Source organism: Spirosoma arcticum (assembly GCF_054779955.1).
Genome location: NZ_BAAGXG010000005.1, coordinates 230,620 through 249,202, shown reverse-complemented (window position 1 = coordinate 249,202; position 18,583 = coordinate 230,620). Strand labels below are relative to the sequence as shown.

Genomic DNA, 18,583 nt, shown 5'->3' with positions numbered 1-18,583 from the left:
TTTGGCATCAATTGAGTTGAACAGACAGGCCGACACCGACCATCGGCCCGGAATACACGTTCTGACGGCGACCCAGCAGGTTGGCATAATCAACCGTCAGGCTAATTTGCTGACTGACCGAATAAGCCGCCCCCACCGAGTAACCAACGTACTCCAGCCCTTCGCCATACACAAAGGAACCTTTGTTGGGGTTGGGGGTCCCCGCCGTGGCGAATTGGCGCAGGGTGCCGTTGATCCATAGTTTTTCGCCAAAGCGGTGTCCAATCTCGCCCCCGAAGGTATACTGATTGGTGAACCCCTGGGTGCGGAAATTATAGCCCGCGTCAATACTCACGTAGGTGTTGTTGCCCAGCGACGACGACGCATAGGCCCGCGTCCAGATATTGAGTTCGCCGTCGCCGATGGGCAGGTTGATGAAGTTGCCCGGCACATCCCGGTTCGCCACCAACGCCCGGCTTTTACCCGTTGGGAAACTGGGCGCAATACTGATGGCGACCGGAATCTTTTTGGTCAGCAGGCCGTATTTCATCTCGACCATCGCGTCGCCGAACCCCGATGTCGTGCCCGTATTGGTAAAGCGGTTGGCCCGAAACAGGGGCGTGTTGAGAATCACCGTCAGCCGGTCGGTCAGGCCGTATTCGGCGTAGAGGTTGACCGACGTTTGCCGGAACTGCGCCCCCTGATCGTTCAGCGTACCCAGCAGGCTGTAGTACTGGTTGGACCGGAATGAACTGACGCTGACTTTGCCGTAAAAACCCCGTTTTTTCTTAACCCAGCCCCCCCCGGCCCGTGCATTGTCCGGCCCGCCGAAGCTGACCAGCATGACCAGCCCGGCTACCAGCAGCCTGCGGGTCAGCACCCGGCCGGGCTGCTCAAAGCCCGGCCGGGTTGCGTTGTGTGCCGGATAACTCATCTCAACTGGGCGTTGCCAAAGTTGATCTCAACCGTCTCGCAGTACATGACGACGTATGAGAACGGACTTGGCGACGCGGGTAACCGCAGAAACTGCTGGCCATTTTTGGTGACGAAGCCAACCGCCAGGACATTACCCGCCCCGTTGGGTGCACCGGTGGCCGTAGTCCGCTGCGATTTAATGTTGGCGCCCGTCTTCCCCAGATAGGCCGTTACCGTTCCCGTACCGAAGTCAGATTTGAAGTCACTACCCAGGCTCAGCCATTCTACGTTGTTGGCGTCCCGGACAGTGGACACCGTACCCGCCGTTGGGGTGCCGTTTTCGGCCGTGAGGGCGCCCGTTCGCAGGGTCGTTGTCGTACCCGATGGTCCATCAGTCGTTTGGGGGGTGGCATCGTCGTCGTTGTTACAGGCGCTCATGCCGACGGCAAACAGGGCGGCAAAAAGAAAACTGCGAGCATTGGTCCATGCATTCATGTCAGGTCGAACCACCGAAGCGGCTAATTTAGAGGGTAATTGATTTGATTACGGACACAAAGTACCCGCTCAGGTATCACGGAAGTATCACGCGCTGGTCACGTTTTGATGCTATTTCAGGAAGGCAGCCGGTTGTCTCCCCGGCAACGTCCGTGCGGCCTGCTCCGACCCGTACAGACGTTGCTACCGGAAGGGGCGTAACTATTTACGAACCCACTGGTTAAGCAGACACACCTAATGTACCGGTTTCCTCCATGCCCACCCACCTCCGACAGTACTGGCAGTTACTGCGTGAATCGCTCTGGTTCGTACCCGGCCTGCTGGTGCTGGGCGCGTTCGGGCTGGCCTACGGGCTGATCGAGTTCGACAGCAGCACTTCGTTCGACGGAGCCAAACGCTTCCCGCTGCTGTTTGGGGTGGGAGCCGAAGGGTCGCGGGGAATGCTTACGGCCATTGCCGGGTCGATGCTGACGGTGGCCGCGCTGGCCTTCTCGCTGACGCTGTCCACTATTTCGCAGGTCAGCAGCCAGTATTCGCCCCGTGTGCTGCGTAATTTCATGCGCGACCGCGTCAATCAGGTCGTGATGGGCTACTTCGTGGGCGTGTTTGCCTACTGCCTGATTGTGCTGGGCACCATTCGCGGCACTGACGAAGGGAAGTTTGTGCCCGCTACGGCGGTGCTGGCGGGGTTACTGCTGGCGCTGGGGGGCGTAGCTGCGCTGATTTTCTTTATTCACCACATCGCCGAATCGCTCCAGACGGGCACCATTGTCCGGCGTATCTTTCACGAAACCGGTCTGGCCATCGACGATCTGTTCCCTGATCAACTTGGCGAACCCATCGACGACCCGGCGAAAGCCGAAGCCGCCCTGCGCTACAGTGACGAAGAAACCGGCTGGTGGCCTGTTGTGGCTAAACAGACGGGTTATCTGCAACGCATCGACACGGAAGGGCTGCTGCGCTGGGCCACAAAGAACCGGGTGGTGCTGCGGATTGAGCGCGGCATGGGCGCCTTCATCAACGAAGGAACGCGGCTTTTCAGCGTTCGCAGCGGCATGGAACGACCCGACCCCGACCAGGCCGACTGGCCCGACGATCTGCTCGATTTTGTCAGCATCGGGCGGCACCGGAACGTGGAGCAGGACGTGGCCTTCGGCATTCAGCAGTTAGTCGATATCACGCTTAAAGCCCTCTCGCCGGGCATCAACGACACCACAACGGCCATCATGGCCATCGATTACCTCGGGGCCATTGTCGGGCGGCTGGCCGAACGCGAGTTTCCGGCCCGGCTCCGTTCCGACGGGCAGCAGTTGCGGGTGCTGGTCCGGGCCACCGATTATGCCGATTACGTGCGGCTGGCCTTCGATCTGCCGCGCATCAACGCCGAAGGGAACCACGCCGTATTTCGGCGGCTGCTGCGGGCACTGGCCGTGGGAGCCGCTGCCGCCTGCGCGGCCGACCGTAAGCCTATTATTAATGAACAGGCTCGGCTGCTGCTGGACCACGCCAGTCAGACACTGACTACCGACTACGAAAAGCAACAGGTACGTGCCCTGTACGATGAGGTGAAAGCAGTCTGGCAATGAACGGCGGTGGGCGGTCATTGCAGCGTGGGTGAACAATTGGGAACCCTGCTGTATCCTACGTGCCGACCCGCGTTATTTGCACTGGCAGGTCTGGCCAGGTAAACCCTATACCTGTGAAACCGCACACTAAACTGGGCGAACTGCCCGCATCGGCCATCGGCGCGGCAACGACATCGGTTCATCGTGCCTGTACGTGTCCGCCCTCAGCATGGGTCGTATCGGTCGCAAGAGTCGGTTGCGCAACCGTCGTTTGGTGCATCAGCAGGAGCAACGGACCTGCCACCAGCCCGACGCGGATACAGGTCAGTGTCAGCGCGGTAACCAGGTAGGTTAGCTTGTTCATAAACAGTGACAATCAGTGGGTTATTCGTATAATGAACGGTCGGGCTGTTCTATTGTTCGGCAGTGCTATTCATACGTAATGGGACACGCTGGTGGGAGCGGACTATCCGACCACCGGCTCGACGTAACGCTGACGGGTAAAATCAACAAGGCCCTGAACGCTAACCTGACGGGTGTGCTGCTCTACGACAAAAACCAGGATAGCCCGATTCAGTATAGTCAGGCCCCGTCCATCGGTCTGCTGTTCACGCCGTAACGAGTTGGTCATCACCGTCTCTAAGCAGATTCTAAGTCGCCTGTAAGTACTTCCTAAGTTGGTGCCCGTTCCTTTGTTACACGTCAGTGGCTAACCCTGGCTTAAACTCAACGCATTATGAAAAAGGCAATCCATCCGATAGTCCCGCTTGTACTGATCCTGTTGCTGGGTTCATGCACGCCGTCGATGAACTTTCTGTCCTCGTCGGTGGTGCCAGCCGCTACGGGTAAGGCAACCGTAAAACGCGATAAGAATTCGAACTATCTGATTAAGGTAAACGTGCGGAACCTGGCCCCGCCCGACCGGCTGACACCCCCGCAGCGGACCTATATTGTGTGGATAGAATCGGACCGGAACACCATCAAAAAACTGGGTCTGCTCGAACCCTCCTCAAAGGCCCTGGATGCCAGTCTGAGCGCAACGGCGGTTGCCAATCCGAACCGCATCTTCGTCACGGCGGAAAGCAGCCCCGAAATCCAGTACCCGGGCGGCACAGAAGTATTAGCCACCGAACGCCGGTAAGGAGTGGGCTAAATCTGGACAATGAACACACTAACCCTGCGCAACAATGGCGACCGCTACGCAAACAACCCATCCGACAACTTCATCACAACCGGTCCTCGACCTGAAAGTGTTGTTGTACGGCATTATTGTTTTCCTGCTCGCCGGGGCGGGATATCTGCTTTACCGTAACGGGCAGTCAACGCAGCGGATGGAGCAGCAACGAACCGCCTTACTCCAGACCGTCCGACAAAACCAGTTGACCAATGATCGCCAGCAACTCACGTTCGGGATGAAAACGTTTGTCTGGGCCGTTCGAAACGCGCTGCTGCAAAACAAAGCGGGAGAGATCAACGAGTATTTCAACACTCTCGTCAAAGACCGGGGCATTAAAGAAATGCTGCTGGTCGATGCTGCGGGGAAAGTGACGATTTCAACCAATAAGAAAAACCAGGGCATCCGGTTTGCCGAGCGGTTTCCGGCGTATCTGCTGCAACGGCAGGATGTTTATTTTAACCGTAAACTACCTTACGAACTTTCCGCGCCGGTTACTTCGCCCAACGGGCGGCTGGGTACGCTGGTGATGTTTTACACGCCGACGTCGGTTTTGCCGGATTCAGTGGCGATTAACCAATAAGGTGCTGTTCCACCGGGTCTTTACGTCCAATCCTATGCCTCTCCTGTTGCGTTTGTTCCAGCCCGGCGCGGTTGCCGAACCGCCGTTTACCATCAACGACGGCATTACGCTGTTCTGGCGCACGGTACGGGATTTTGGCAAAGGGGCCATCGAGCGACTGCCCTACCTCATCGTTGGCGCGGTTGTGTTTATGCTGTTCTGGCTGCTGGGCAAAGGCGTCAAGAAACTTATCAATAAAGTAGCGGTTAAGAGCCACTCCATTGACGATACGCTGGCCAGCTTAGTGAGCCGCATTGCCAGTACATTGATTACCATCATTGGCTTTCTGGCGGCCTGCGTGGTTGTCTTTCCCTCCTTCAAACCCGGTGACATTATTGCGGGCTTAGGCGTTACCTCGGTGGCTATCGGCTTTGCCTTCAAAGACATTCTGCAAAATTTCTTTGCCGGTATCCTGATTCTGTGGCGTCGGCCTTTTAAGGTCGGCGACCAGATTCGGGTGAAAGACTACGAGGGTACCGTTGAAGAGATCAATATGCGTTCCACCCGGCTCAAAACCTACGATGGTGAGCGGGCCATTCTGCCGAACGGCGATGTCTATACGAGTTCAATACTGGTCCGAACGGCCTATCCTAAACGGCGGCTCAAATTTGTGGTGGGCATCGGCTACCCCGATTCCATCGAAGAAGCCCGCACGGTCATTCACGACGTATTGACCGGTATCGACGGTGTCCTGAACGACCCCGCGCCGTGGGTATACGTAACGGAACTGGCCGGTTCGTCGGTGAACCTGACGGTTTTTTTCTGGGCCGAATCGCAGCAGGCCAACGTGCTCAAAGTCAGCGATCAGGTGGTGACAGGTATCAAACTGGCCTTGGACAAAGCGGGCATCGACATGCCGTTTCCGCATACGGTGGTACTGCTCGAACCGCAGGCAGCCGGGTCTGGCATTACGTCGCGCCCCCCGGTCAAATCGCAGACGCTGGCTGGCGCAAACGGTCAGGCGTAAACCCAGCCCAGCGCAACGGGCTGGGCTGACCGTCTCTTATCAAATTCTAATCGAATCCTAAGCGGGCGTTAAGGATTGAGCGGCAATTTGCCATCCGGTTCCCAATCCGGCCGGACTTCGAAAACCCGTTTGTCCTTCATGCACTAAACCCCAATACGTATGGAAAATTTAACCCTGAGAAAACTACTGGTTCCCGTTGATCACAGCCATACGTCGCTCAATGCGCTGGCCTTAGCCGTGGCCATGAGCGAACGCCACGGTGCCGAAATCCGGCTGCTTTTCGTAGTGGATTCCCGTCGGGCGTGCTCTGCCGGGAACAGCAACGACGGAGTTGACCCGGTGCAGGAATCGCTGATGGAGACTACTATCCTGCGGTTGCAAACCTTAGCCGAAACCACGTCAGCCAACCATTCCGTTCATTGTTCGATTGAATGCCGGACGGGCGTTGTCTGCGATACCATCGTGCAGGCGGCTAACGAATTTAACGCTGACCTCATTGTGATGGGCACCTGTGACACATCCGGCATTCGCGCCTATTTCATGGGTTTAGAAGCGTACCGGGTGGTCGAAGCCGCTCAATGTCCTGTGCTGACCGTTCCCAATCACCGCAAGTGGACTGACTTCAACGAAATCATCTTCCCCGTTCGACCTATTCCGGGAGCCACTGAAAAATACGATATTACCCGCGCCATCAGTCTTAAAAACAACGCTCATCTGACCGTTCTGGGTTTATTCGACCGGTATGATGAACTGAAAAACGAAATCCTGACCAGCGTGGTGGACAATCTGAAGAACCAGTTGATGCACGACGAAATTAAGGGGGAAATCCTGCTGCTTAAAACGGATTCGATAGCTTATGCCATTCAGCAAAAGATTAGTGAATTTGACGCCGACCTGATCGTTATCACCGCCGATATCAATGCAGCCAGTCCGTATTCGTTATTAGGGCCGTTTGCCCAACAGATTATCAATTACGCCAACGTGCCGGTGTTGTCCGTTCGGCCTCATTTTCAGTCAGTTGTTCAGGTATAATCAGCGCGAGCAGTTCCTGCCGACTTAGATGCCTGCCCGGCTGATGACCGGTTTCCCCTGACGGAGCTGGCCGGTTCATCGGTACACCCGACGGTGTATTTCCGGACCAAATCGCAGCAGACCAACGTACTCATGGTTAGCGATCAGGTGGTGACGGGCGTCAAGTTGATCCTGGATAAAACCGGTACCAATAGGCCGTTTCCGCACACGTTGGTCCTGCCGGAGTAACTGAAGTAAAAATGGCTGAATCAGTCGCGTGGCGAAAAAGTCGGTTTTGTGTCAGCCACTCCGCCGTAGTTTTGGCTGGGTAGCTGCCGTAGCCTTTGATGAATCATTGCCTCATTAAACTGCTTAAACCACGCTGTCAACACGCTGCTGAATATCATCGAATAAGTAGTTAATCGTGGGTCATTTGTACTGTTAATTTTGATGTCACATGAAACAGTTAGGTTTGATTCACGATCCTACATTCAGCCAGAAAGCTTACTCCGGGCTTGACCGGCGGTTGCTTTGTCTTATCAAAGACGAGCGCGACCTGCCGTTCGTTTACCTGATCATTCGCATCAGTTTGGTTCTCATTCCGATGAGCCTGGTGCTGTTCATTCCATCACTGACGGGTTGGCCGTGGCTGGCCGTGGCCGCCGGGCATTTTTACGTCAGCAATTTTGTGTTCAAAGGCCCCTTCGGTCTCATGCTGCACTGCACCAGTCACCGTTCGCTGTTTAGACCGGAGTTCGCTTACATGAACCATGTTCTACCGTGGGGCATCGCTCCGTTTTTTGGGCATACCCCCGAAACGTACTACAGTCATCACATCGGGATGCACCATCCCGAGAATAACCAAGAAGATGATGATAGTAGTACGATGCCTTTTCAGCGCGATAGTCTACGCAGTTTTCTGGCGTATACCGGCCAGTTTTTCGTCTTCGGCGTTCGCAACCTGCTGGGCTATCTACGCCGAAAAAACCGCTCGAGGCTGGCCAAACGCGCACTAATAGGTGAACTTATTTTTACGGTCGTCGTGGTCGGGCTATTGCTGGTAAACTGGTCCGCTACGGTGGCCGTATTTATCTTCCCCCTGATTATCTACCGGGTCATTGCCATGATCGGTAACTGGACACAGCACGCCTTCGTTGATGGCGATGAGCCGGGCAACCCCTATAAGAACAGCATCACCTGCATCAATGTCAGGTACAACAAGCTGTGCTGGAACGACGGTTACCACATTAGTCATCATATCCGACCCGCACTGCACTGGACCGAGCACCCCGTATTTTTCCGGAAAACAATTGAGCAATACGACCGAAATCAGGCGATCATATTCGATGGATTGGACTTCTTACAGGTGTTCTTTCTGCTAATGCGCGGTCGATATGACCGATTGGCCGCCCACATGATTAACCTCAACAAAACGTTCGCCAGCGATGCCGACGCCATTGCTCTCTTACGCCGACGCACCCAGCGTATACCCGTTGCGGTCAGCGATTAGGTCCAGCCTTTTCAGGACTCGCTACCCTACTCAGGAAAGCCAGACTTTATCATAGTTCATGATTGCCCAGGTACCGGATAGAGTGCCTGGTTAAACGGTCATTTGTCCGTAGTAAGCGGTTACTCTGTTGGTTATTAGAACGATATTTAGTGCATTGCCCCTGATATTCAGCGTATAACGCCGGATACGCCACCCTTTGGGTAAGAGCGTCGGCTGGGTAGAGGGGCAATCGGATTCACTTCACAAAAAACACGCTTGTGTTGAGCAGTCAATCAGGCAAATTCCCTTACAAGTATGTATCTTACTCAGGTCAGTAATCGGCAACAGGAAGCTGATTTTCTGGACGTGCATAACCAAATCAACAAGGACAACCCGACCTGGATCAGGCCCTTAAACAAGGACATTCGCGCCGTTTTTGATCCCCGCCAGAACAAAGCTTTCCGGAACGGGGAGGCAACCCGGTGGCTGCTGCAAACGGATACCGGAAGAACAATTGGCCGGATAGCCGCGTTTGTCAACCACCGCTACCGAAACAAAGGCGACGACGTTCGGGTGGGAGGAGTTGGTTTTTTTGACTGCATCGACGATCAGCGGGCCGCCGGCAGCCTGTTTGACGGCGCCAAACAATGGCTGCGGGAGCGGGGCATGGAAGCGATGGACGGCCCCATTAATTTTGGCGAGCGCGACAAGTGGTGGGGACTGCTGGTAGCGGGCTTTGAGTCGCCCCTTTACCTGATGAACTACAATCCGCCCTATTACCAGCGGCTGTTCGACGCGTACGGCTTCAAAAACTTTTATAACCAGATCTGCTGGAAAATGACCGTGGGGTCTGAATCGGCTCAGTTGGCCCCTAAATTCTACACCGCACACCAGACTTTTGCCGACAACCCGGATGTCAGGGCTGAACACCTGACAAAAGCCCGGCTGCGTAAGTACGCCACCGATTTCAGCACGGTTTACAACCAGGCATGGGCTAAACATGAAGGAAACAAGCAAATAGGCGACGAGCAGGCTTACCGGCTGTTTAAAACAATGGCTCCCGTTCTGGACGAGCGGCTCATCTGGTTCGTATACTACAAAGACGTGCCGGTAGCCATGTGGCTCAACATCCCGGACCTGAACCAGATTATAGCTCACCTTGGGGGCAAATTTAACGGTTGGGCCAAGCTCAAATTTCTGTTGCTCAGGCGGCTTGGCGTGTGTACCCGATTTGTGGGGTTAGCCTATGGCATCGTCCCTGAGTTTCAGGGAAGCGGCATTGACTATTTTATGATCGTTGAAGCCGAAAAGGTGATAAAAGCGGCTACCCGCTATAAAGAAGTAGAATTGCAGTGGCAGGGCGACTTTAACCCCAAGATGCTGAATATATCCCGCAACTTAGGGGCCCAGCAAAATCGGTTGCTGGTGACGTACCGCCACCTGTTCGACCCCGAAAAACCGTTTCACCGGCACCCTGTTATTCTTTAACGCCGGGCGACTCCTGTCAACCACAACCGGTCGGGTTCGTTTGGCAGCCTGTAGGTCGGCAACAGGCATGCGTGGAAGGGGTAGCTACCATTCGTATTCGTCAGCCGGAAAACACCACCGGGACAGGGGCATCAGTAGGGATGATTCTATTGCTGGTGGGGCTGACCGGCGGAACAACCCAGCGGGCGTACTGGTGTTCGTGTTTTTCTGGCTGCTGGGTAAGCTGGTGAACAAAATTATCAATAAAGTGGCCGTACGGAGCGACGCCATCGACGATATGCTGGCCAACTTGGTCAGTTTTCATCAGGCGCTGGGCGAAGGCTCACGAACGCTGATGGACCGCATTGCCGATCTGTTGCGCCACATCGAATTTGTTGGTCAGCATCCCGACAACCCGGTCATGCAGGCCTTGGCGTTCTATCAGCAGAAGGGAGGTCATATCAGTAGCCTTGGGAAAGCCGATGAGCTACCGACCGATTTTTTAAGCCGCGAAGAGCGAAAAGCCGTGCTGGGTGAGGAGGTTGATTTTGCCCTGTATCGAACGCTGCTGGCCCGCTCGGTGCTGGACGATCTAAAAGGGGGCCGCATTACGGTGGCCACTTCGCACACGTATCAAGCCTTCGAAGATTACCTGATTGACGAGATCACCTGGCAGGCCCAGAAACAAACGCTGCTGGAGCGGGCTGGCCTACGGCATTTAGAAAGCTGGTCGACGGTTAAAGAGGACTTGGAAAAGGCGCTGCAAGCGCAGATGGGCCAAACCATTGACGCCATCAGCGCTGGGGGAACCTGTTCGTGCGCCCACGTAAGAAGGGTGGACTGCGTTTTGTGACACCCAAGAAAGACACGCCTACTCCGGTGAGCAGTTTCTATCCCCACGAGTACTACGTGTCCATCTTCGAGCGGGGCCGCCCGTGCTGTGCTGCACACGGTCAACCCCTATTGTGGTTTTACTAATGCGCTGACCCATCGCATGGATCACACCCATCAACCGTTACTACCCAATACCGTTAATTTTGCCACCCTGATTGGCTGGGACGGTCGGCCGCTGCCGTTGTAATCTGGGTTTGCACCACATGGCCAAGACCTCATCGGTGCCCATCAAGGAACTCGAACGGGCCACCAACTGGTACTTTTCAGCCCAGAACCTACTGGCTGCCAACGACCGCGTAATGGCCCTGATGAATCAACTACCCATCGCCGGGCGGCTGCGCGAGCAGGAAGTCGTGTACCGCTCAGTCTCGGACGGCCAGAAGTACACGCTGGCCTTGGACTCCACCCACGCCACCTACTCAGCCAAGTATTTTGGCAAGGACAAAGGCATTACCATCTACAGTTTTATTAGTGAGCACTATCCGGTCTTTTACACGACCGTATTTTCGTCGGGCGACTACGAAGCCTGGTACGTGCTGGACGGCCTGTTGCACAACGCCCTGAGTATGCCCAGCGAGCCGATCCACTCGACGGATACCCACGGGGTAACGGATTTGAATTTTGTCCTAACTCATCTATTGGGCATGGCCTTTCAACCACGCATCAAGGCCTTCCACCGGGCCACCCTCTACGGAATGCCGGGCATACTATTGGAAGTGCCGGCCGACTTTGGATTCAAAAACGGCGGATTGGTCAATACCAAACTTATCGCTGAGCAGTGGGACACCATCCTGCGGCTGCTGGTAACGATTAAGCTCAATCACGCGCTACCATCGGCTCTGTTCCGGCGGCTGACCTCGTATGCCAACCAACATCCGCTGCACCGGGCACTGGTCGAGCTGGGCAAAATTGTGCGTACTACCTTCTTATTACAGTACATGCATGAGGATCAGACCCGGCAACGGGTGAATCACCAACTTGTTGGAACATGCTGCGCATTACTCAGAAGCTGACCGAAGTTAGTCGAGCGGAACGCGAGGAAATTTTAGTGTCCTTAACAGACACCGCCCCCTTGAGCTGGAAGCACATCAATTTTCAGCCGGGCCATCGGAGCGGGCGAGTACGACTTCTCGGAAGATACACTCCGCAATATCGTCAACATCAATCTAAACAAGATTTTAAGTGAGGAGGAGATTAGGACATAACACGCTGTAAATTAATAGTTTACCTATCTTTGGTGGGGCATTTCGTACGAATGTTGGCTACCCCCTTAAACACGTAAACACAAGACTACAAACAGTTGACATTTAGAAACTTATCGAACTACGGCTAATTTTCCGGCTACGCCTTCGGTGCCATCGGCTGTGACGACCACAATCATGTATACGCCCGTTTGCGCGGGTCGGTTTCGGTAGTCGCGCAGGTTCCAGGTGGCCGTGCCACCCTGCGACTGAGTTTCGTAAACCAACTGCCCACCCGAATCCAGCACTTTCACTGTTGCGTTATCGGTCAGGCCGTTGATGCCGACCGTACCGCTGAAGTCCGGCCGGACGGGATTAGGAAAAATGGTCAGGTTGCTGAGCGCTTCGGCTGGTTCAGTCGCCGGACCTTGGTACGATAAAATTCCGTTACTGCGGTCGGAAGGCCGCACCCCCGACGATCCGGTTTGGATGAATACACGGCCACTGACCGGCTCAATGGCTACTGCCTGGATACCGTTACTGGGTAGTGGACTGTTGTCGGCCGTGAAGCTGTCGAGCAACTGCGACCCGTCGGGCGCTACGCGGTACAGGCCCGTTCGGGTGCCGATCCACTTCCGGTTGCCACCATCAACGGCAATGCTCGTAACAACCTCGTTCGTCAGCAACTGTTGGCTATTCAGCAGGGGCGGCTGCGCGTCGATAGCGATATCAAAGGCACCCGCCGGATTGTCGAACACGGTTGGACCCAGATCGGTGCCGACCCAGATCGCTCCGGTGCGGTCTTTAACCAGCGCCCGAACACTGCTCGTGAGCAAACCACCCTCCCCGCGCAGGGTACCCAACGAACGGCTGCGGTTAGTGGCTGGGTCAAACACCAGCAGGCCCGCGCTTCCGTCGAGCCGGAGCCACAGGAAGCCGTTGTCGTCGGGAACAACCTGCGCAATAGTGCGTCGCGTAACGACCGGGAACGACTGAAACGTGCCGTCGGGTCGCCGAACGTGCAACGTGGCCTGCCGGGCGTTAGCGCCAGCCGTCGTAATCCATAAATTACCGTTGATATCCGTTGCCAAACTGCTGATGAAAGGACCCACGGTCGCCGGTAGCGCGATTGATGCAGGCGCTTGCCCATCGGCCTGACTCCACAAACCGCCCCCAAAACTGCCTGCGTACAACCGTTGCTCCGTCGGTAGATAAACCGCCGAATTGAACCCACGATCCAGGCCAGGTACCAGGCTGCTTTGCCAGCGGCCATCCGGCACGGCAAACGTTTCGGCCGGGGGTTGACCCGGAACTGGCAACTGCGCGTCCTGCGCACCACTGGGTAAGGTAACGAGCCGGTTTGCGTAGGTGTACAGGCGGTTAAACGAATCCTGCGTCGGTCCTTCGGGTGCGATGCGTTCAAATGTGCCTGCGCTGCCCGCCAACAAACCATTTTGCTCGTCGGCTACCCAAACGCGGTTTCCATCGGCAACGACTTCGCGCGGACTGGTCAGTAGCGAACCGGTAAACGAATTACTGCCGGGCAGCGTAATGATCTGATTCGTAGCCAGAATAAATTCCGTTTCTGCCCCGGAAAATTGACGGATAAGTGAACTTGTCAGCGCCTGCGTCAGCACCCATCGACCCGACTGCCGTTCGTAGATTCCCTGCCCGTTCACCGTTGTTGACAGCCGCCCCTGACTCGCTGTAATGGACTCGGTTTGCAAACCCGGTCCGATTAAAACGCGCCAGTTGGCGGGATCGGCGATGTTGACAGCAGGCGCGAACCGAATGGCCTGTATCCGTCGACCGGTTTCAATAGTACTCGGTGGAGCCGTCAGGGCATACAGACTATCAGCGGTAGCGGCTGTCTGATAAATGGGCCGGGGCGAACCGTCGGACCGCTGGCTAAAGTACGTATCCCTGATTTCGTTTCTAACAACATCCAGCACGACCACCCCAAAATCGGTGCTGAGGTAGGCGTTATTTCCGATTCGGTTAATGTGATTGATGCCGCGCGAAGCGGGCAGGTTGGGAGCCGTGACGATGGTATTGAGGTTGAGCACGCTGCCCGGTTCGCCGGTGGGCGAAAGGGTCATGAAATCCAGATTGCCGCTGCGGTAGGCGATGAGCAACCGGTTTTGATCGGCGAGATAGACTAACCGGCTGATGCCAACATCGGTTAGTCCGGGCTGCGACGGATTCGTTCGTTTGCTGAGCGTGGTGGTTTCGCCAGTAGTTTTGTCGTAGTAGAAAAATCCGTTCTGCGTGGCCGCATAAACTTTAGGGCCGACCACCGCCACCGACTGCCCCAATCGGTAGCTAACGTGCGACTGCCAAGAGTTAAGCTGCCCTAATGATGAATGATGAATGATGAATGATAATACCGAGCCGAGCAACCACGCTGCTTTACCCATGCAAAATTTTATTTTACCGCTTCGGCCGGTACGCCGGAGGGGGACCGATTCATCATTCATTACCCGTCTCATTCTCATACACCCACTCACGCCGACCCGCTTCGGGGCCGAGGTTGAAACAGCGTCGGCAGCGGGCTTCGTAGCTGTCGGTTTCGCCCAGTAGCACACGTTCCTGCGACGGAACCAATCGGTAAGAATACTGCGCAATGTCGCCACAGACAACACAAATGGCGTGAACTTTAGTTACGAACTCGGCAACGGACATTAACTGAGGCATATAGCCGAACGGTTGCCCGGCAAAGTCCATGTCTAACCCGGCCACGATAACGCGCTGTCCCTGATCGGCTAATGTGTTGCAGACATCGACAATCTCTTTGTCAAAAAACTGGGCTTCATCAATGCCAACTACGTCGCAATTTCCGGCCAGATTCACAATTTGGCCTGCCGTTTGCACGGGTGTCGATTGAATGGTCAGGGCGGAGTGAGAAACGATATTCTGGTCATCGTAGCGGGTGTCGAGGGCGGGTTTGAAGATCTGAACGTTGAGTTTGGCGATGCGGGCACGGGTTAGCCGCCGGATGAGTTCCTCGGTTTTGCCGGAGAACATCGACCCGCAGATCAATTCGATCCAGCCAGTGCGGAGGTGGGGCGGTTCGCGCCGTCGGGAAGGTTCAATAAACATTTTTTGATTTACGTACGGTCAAAAAGCGGTTTGATTCCGAAAACTATATATTTACAAATCAAAGACTTTTCCCAATGTCGAACAAGTTTAACGCCAACGCGCTCACCGAATACAGCAAGTCCTACGCCCGTCGGACCGCTGCCGATTTTTACCAGCATCACTCGGCAATCACGGGTCAACAACTGCTGTCACTATCCGCCATTAGTCAGATCAATCTGTTTGTTGTCAGCAACTTATTCCACAAGTGGCGGGGCGACGCCGAGAAGTTTCGCAGTCCGTATTTCGACTTCACAAATGCTGAGGTTCAGGAAGCGCTGGAAAATTTCATGAACGTCGTCTCGCAGCACATTTGCGTCCGGCGCGAACACCTCGAACCGCTGCTGGCCGAGGCAACCCGAAAAACGATTATTCTGATCTTTGATCCACGGGCGTACTTCGACGAGGTGCTGCGGGCACAACCTGAATTCACGCTGACGGCCGACGCGCTCAAACAAATTACGCGCTACACCAAAATTAACCAGTTTATCCCAGCGCACATCACGCAGCGCATGAACGGCAAGCCATTCCTGTACGCTAATCAGGCACTGGGCTACTTGGACGAAGCCCTTACGCAACGCGGCCATGAACTGGAGCATTACGATAAATTTGTGGAACTATTCTCCCAGAAAGTGCCAATGGACGTGTCGGCTTTGTTGCGCAGCCACGTCCCCGATAGCATTCCACACGCGCCCAGCCGGTCGTTCTTCGACACGGTGACTGAACCAGCCGTTCCGCCCGCGCCGTTGGTACCAGCCGACGCTACCCCGGCCGATGACACCCCCGCCGTGCCGCCACAAGCCGACCCTATATCAACCCCCATTGTAGCCATCGCATCGACGAATACGCCGACTCTGGAGCAGAAAACGCCCCCTTCAGATCGTTCTACCGATGAATCGGGCGGTGGGGGTCCCCTGTTCCTAAGCGGTAATGAGTCCGGCCCGGAACCAGTTGCGCCAACTGCTCAGCCGTCCCAATTGCAGACGGGAGCAATTTCTCAACTAGCGACTGCCAGCCCGGAGCGCGAGCCGGTTGCTGCGTCGTCCGAACCCCACCCGGTGCCTACGTTGAACGATACGCTGCGGGAAGCGGCTTCGATTGAGCCGGAGACCGTTGCAGAAACATTCACCAGGGCACCCATCGACAGTGTCGCCCGGAGCATCTCGCTGAACCAGAAGTTTCGGTTCATCAACCAGCTATTCAACGGTAACTCAAGTGCTTATAATCAGGCTATCGAAGAAATTGACTCGTTAGACAACTACGGTCAGGCACTCGACCTGATTTCGTACCGGTACGCTTCGCAGTACGTCTGGGATACGAGCAGCGACGAGGTGAGCGAACTGGTTGAAATTTTGAAACGACGATTTACCTAACGAATAGTAGCCCGAACGGCCACGTCCGGGAGATAAATCAGAGATGGATAGTATCTAAATACGAACACTCGGTATACATAATACGTTGAAACGCTTATCTTCGGCCAAATTAGGTGCTCCGATTCATATCGCAGCATTCCGTAACTTGATTGAAGAAGACTGTGCGTACTCTTTTTGTGCTGGCCGTGGTTGGATTGCTTGCTGCCCTACCGGCTTTCTCTCAGCGTCAGCCTGTCACCCGTCGTAACGCGGATGCCATCAGTCAGTCGATTCAGGATTTGTTTCCAGTTCAGACCGAAGGCATCGACTACGAAGCGGTTTTTGATGCCCTCACTCAACTCTACGCCAACCCGCTGGACCTGAATCGGGCTACCCGCGACGAACTGTCGGCGACGTATCTGCTTACCGAACGGCAGTTGAGCAGTTTAACCACCTACCGCGCCGAGTATGGTGACCTGCTTTCCATTTACGAGCTTCAGGCCGTGCCCAACTTCGACGGGCCGACGATTCGGCGACTGCTGCCGTTCGTGACGGTGGCGGAAAACTCCCGGCTATTTGGGGCGCTGCCCACCCCAACTGACAACTACCTGATTGTCCGCTACGAGCGTACTATTGAGCAACAAAAAGGTTTTTCCGAGGCTAATCCTGACAAGAAAGGAACTTTGCCCACCCGCTATACCGGAAACCCCGGTCAGTGGTACGCCCGCTACCGGTACAGTCGTCCCCGCGCGTTTAGTGTAGGCCTGACTATGGAGCAGGACCCCGGCGAGGTACCAGGCTGGCAACCGAAGAAGCGTCGCTACGGGGCCGACTACGTATCGGTTCACGCACAGGTGCAAAACCGGGGGCGCTGGCGGAACATTCTCCTCGGCGATTACCAGATGCAAATTGGTCAGGGTTTAGTGCTGTCGGCGGGGTTTGTGCTGGGCAAGAGCGCCGAAACCGTGCAAACCGTTCGTCGGCCGACGCTGGGTGCGCGGCCCTACACGTCGCTCACCGAGTATGGCTACTTCCGGGGTGCAACGGCCACCTACGCCTTGCACCCTAACATCGACGTAACACTACTGGCATCAAGACTTCGGCGCGATGCCAACACAACTGCAGACGTGACCGAGGGAATCGTAGCCACATCGCTGCAAACGTCGGGACTGCACCGCACCCCGTCCGAGATGGGCGATCAGGGTAGTCTGCACGAAACCAATCTCGGAGCGCACGTGCTCTACCACAATCGGCAGCAAGGGCAAATTGGCCTGACCGTACTGCAAACGACATTCGACGCGTATTACCGCAAGCGTGATTTGGCTTACAATCGGTATGAGTTTACGGGAAAGCAGAACCTTGTGATCGGGCTGCACGGCGGCTACGTTTGGCGAAACTGGAATCTGTTTGGCGAGATGGCCCGGAGTGGTGGGTCCCAGACCAATTCGGGTGGCATCGGCGCGGTGGCGGGTGTGCTGGGTAGCCTAACCAAAAAAGTAGATGTAGCCTTAGCTGTCCGGCATTACGACCGGAATTTCCACAGTTTCTACGCCAATGCCTTCAGCGAAGGGAGCCGCAACAGCAACGAGACCGGTGCGTATCTGGGTCTCAAATACACCGTTTACCGCCAGATTACGCTCGGCGGGTTTGTGGATGTGTATCGCTTCCCGTGGTGGAAATATTTAGTCGATGCGCCCTCAGCCGGATTCGATTACCTGCTCCAGGCCCGCTACACGCCCAATCGAAAAACGGCTTTCTACGCGGTGTACCACGAAGAGCATAAAGAGAAAAATTTGCCTGCTTCAGTGAGCAAAACCAAAGCCGTTGTGGGAACCGTCCGCCAAACTGTAGCACTGAACGCTGATTATGTGCCGATTCATGGGCTGTCGCTGCGGTCGCGGGTGCAGTGGGGTAGCTTTGCATACCAGAGCCAGTCGGCGTCGCGCGGGTTCGCCCTGGTTCAGGATGCCACGCTCGACTACAAGAAACTAAGCCTGAGTGGGCGCGTGGCCCTGTTCGGAACGGATGATTATGATAGTCGGCAGTACGTTTACGAACGCGACGTGCTCTACGCGTTTTCGTTTCCAGCCTACTTCAACCGGGGCGTCCGGCATTACCTGCTGGCGCAGTATAATCTGAGCCGTCACCTCGATTTGTGGGTGCGCTGGGCCAGAACCGACTACACCAACGTCGAAACCGTTGGCTCCAGCCTCGACGAGATCGGCAAGCCCCACAAATCGGAAGTAAAAGTACAGGCACGGTGGCGGTTCTAAGGATAAGGCTCGATGTACGTTTCCCGAAAATTTCACAATTTCACGGTCGATACCTCATCCCATA

Annotated in this window: 17 protein-coding genes; 12 read left to right on the top strand and 5 right to left on the bottom strand. The window is 55.5% G+C overall.

Features of this window, described 5'->3' with window-relative positions; genetic code table 11:
* Positions 1–7: 7 nt before the first annotated feature.
* A complete protein-coding gene (locus ACYVHB_RS13230) occupies positions 8–913 on the bottom strand; it encodes a hypothetical protein (RefSeq protein ID WP_461052218.1) in 906 nt (301 codons plus the stop codon).
* A complete protein-coding gene (locus ACYVHB_RS13225) occupies positions 910–1,389 on the bottom strand; it encodes a hypothetical protein (protein WP_461052217.1) in 480 nt (159 codons plus the stop codon). The genes ACYVHB_RS13230 and ACYVHB_RS13225 overlap by 4 nt, the downstream gene beginning before the upstream one ends.
* Before the next feature lie 254 nt (positions 1,390–1,643).
* Here ACYVHB_RS13225 and ACYVHB_RS13220 point away from each other — a divergent pair, with 254 nt between their 5' ends.
* The gene (locus tag ACYVHB_RS13220) at positions 1,644–2,975 is read left to right on the top strand and encodes a DUF2254 domain-containing protein (RefSeq protein WP_461052216.1); all 1,332 of its coding nucleotides are present in this window, start codon (positions 1,644–1,646) and stop codon (positions 2,973–2,975) included.
* Between the two features lie 178 nt (positions 2,976–3,153).
* On the opposite strand, the gene ACYVHB_RS13215 is transcribed toward ACYVHB_RS13220, so the two are convergent.
* Entirely contained in the window at positions 3,154–3,318 is a 165-nt protein-coding gene (locus ACYVHB_RS13215; RefSeq protein ID WP_461052215.1) for a hypothetical protein, read from the bottom strand.
* A 78-nt stretch (positions 3,319–3,396) separates the two neighbouring features.
* On the opposite strand from ACYVHB_RS13215, the gene ACYVHB_RS13210 reads away from it, so the two are divergent.
* The 9 genes from ACYVHB_RS13210 (at position 3,397) to ACYVHB_RS13170 (ending at position 11,591) form a co-directional block, all read left to right on the top strand.
* Positions 3,397–3,573 (top strand): hypothetical protein, encoded by a 177-nt coding sequence (locus ACYVHB_RS13210; protein WP_461052214.1) that lies wholly within the window; start codon positions 3,397–3,399, stop codon positions 3,571–3,573.
* A gap of 117 nt (positions 3,574–3,690) precedes the next feature.
* Positions 3,691–4,095 (top strand): hypothetical protein, encoded by a 405-nt coding sequence (locus ACYVHB_RS13205; protein ID WP_461052213.1) that lies wholly within the window; start codon positions 3,691–3,693, stop codon positions 4,093–4,095.
* A 46-nt stretch (positions 4,096–4,141) separates the two neighbouring features.
* Positions 4,142–4,711, top strand: coding sequence for a hypothetical protein (locus ACYVHB_RS13200; protein ID WP_461052212.1), 570 nt, complete (start codon positions 4,142–4,144; stop codon positions 4,709–4,711).
* A gap of 34 nt (positions 4,712–4,745) precedes the next feature.
* On the top strand, positions 4,746–5,717 hold the full coding sequence (locus tag ACYVHB_RS13195) for a mechanosensitive ion channel family protein (protein WP_461052211.1): 972 nt from the start codon (positions 4,746–4,748) through the stop codon (positions 5,715–5,717).
* 159 nt (positions 5,718–5,876) lie between these two features.
* Positions 5,877–6,749 carry a universal stress protein gene (locus tag ACYVHB_RS13190; RefSeq protein ID WP_461052210.1) on the top strand — a complete coding sequence of 291 codons (873 nt, stop codon included), beginning with the start codon at positions 5,877–5,879 and terminating at the stop codon, positions 6,747–6,749.
* A gap of 436 nt (positions 6,750–7,185) precedes the next feature.
* Positions 7,186–8,238 carry a fatty acid desaturase family protein gene (locus ACYVHB_RS13185; RefSeq protein WP_461052209.1) on the top strand — a complete coding sequence of 351 codons (1,053 nt, stop codon included), beginning with the start codon at positions 7,186–7,188 and terminating at the stop codon, positions 8,236–8,238.
* Positions 8,239–8,532: 294 nt separating this feature from the next.
* On the top strand, positions 8,533–9,705 hold the full coding sequence (locus tag ACYVHB_RS13180; protein ID WP_461052208.1) for a hypothetical protein: 1,173 nt from the start codon (positions 8,533–8,535) through the stop codon (positions 9,703–9,705).
* A gap of 67 nt (positions 9,706–9,772) precedes the next feature.
* Entirely contained in the window at positions 9,773–10,537 is a 765-nt protein-coding gene (locus tag ACYVHB_RS13175) for a hypothetical protein (RefSeq protein WP_461052207.1), read from the top strand.
* A 196-nt stretch (positions 10,538–10,733) separates the two neighbouring features.
* On the top strand, positions 10,734–11,591 hold the full coding sequence (locus ACYVHB_RS13170; RefSeq protein WP_461052206.1) for a Tn3 family transposase: 858 nt from the start codon (positions 10,734–10,736) through the stop codon (positions 11,589–11,591).
* 302 nt (positions 11,592–11,893) lie between these two features.
* Here ACYVHB_RS13170 and porZ read toward each other — a convergent pair whose 3' ends face one another.
* Positions 11,894–14,176: a type IX secretion system anionic LPS delivery protein PorZ gene (porZ, locus tag ACYVHB_RS13165; RefSeq protein WP_461052205.1), complete on the bottom strand. Its 2,283-nt coding sequence runs from the start codon at positions 14,174–14,176 to the stop codon at positions 11,894–11,896.
* Positions 14,177–14,228: 52 nt separating this feature from the next.
* Positions 14,229–14,858: a thymidine kinase gene (locus tag ACYVHB_RS13160; RefSeq protein ID WP_461052204.1), complete on the bottom strand. Its 630-nt coding sequence runs from the start codon at positions 14,856–14,858 to the stop codon at positions 14,229–14,231.
* 74 nt (positions 14,859–14,932) lie between these two features.
* Between ACYVHB_RS13160 and ACYVHB_RS13155 the strand changes: the two genes are divergently transcribed.
* Positions 14,933–16,267: a hypothetical protein gene (locus tag ACYVHB_RS13155; protein ID WP_461052203.1), complete on the top strand. Its 1,335-nt coding sequence runs from the start codon at positions 14,933–14,935 to the stop codon at positions 16,265–16,267.
* Between the two features lie 161 nt (positions 16,268–16,428).
* Positions 16,429–18,519: a ComEA family DNA-binding protein gene (locus tag ACYVHB_RS13150; RefSeq protein WP_461052202.1), complete on the top strand. Its 2,091-nt coding sequence runs from the start codon at positions 16,429–16,431 to the stop codon at positions 18,517–18,519.
* Positions 18,520–18,583: the final 64 nt, after the last annotated feature.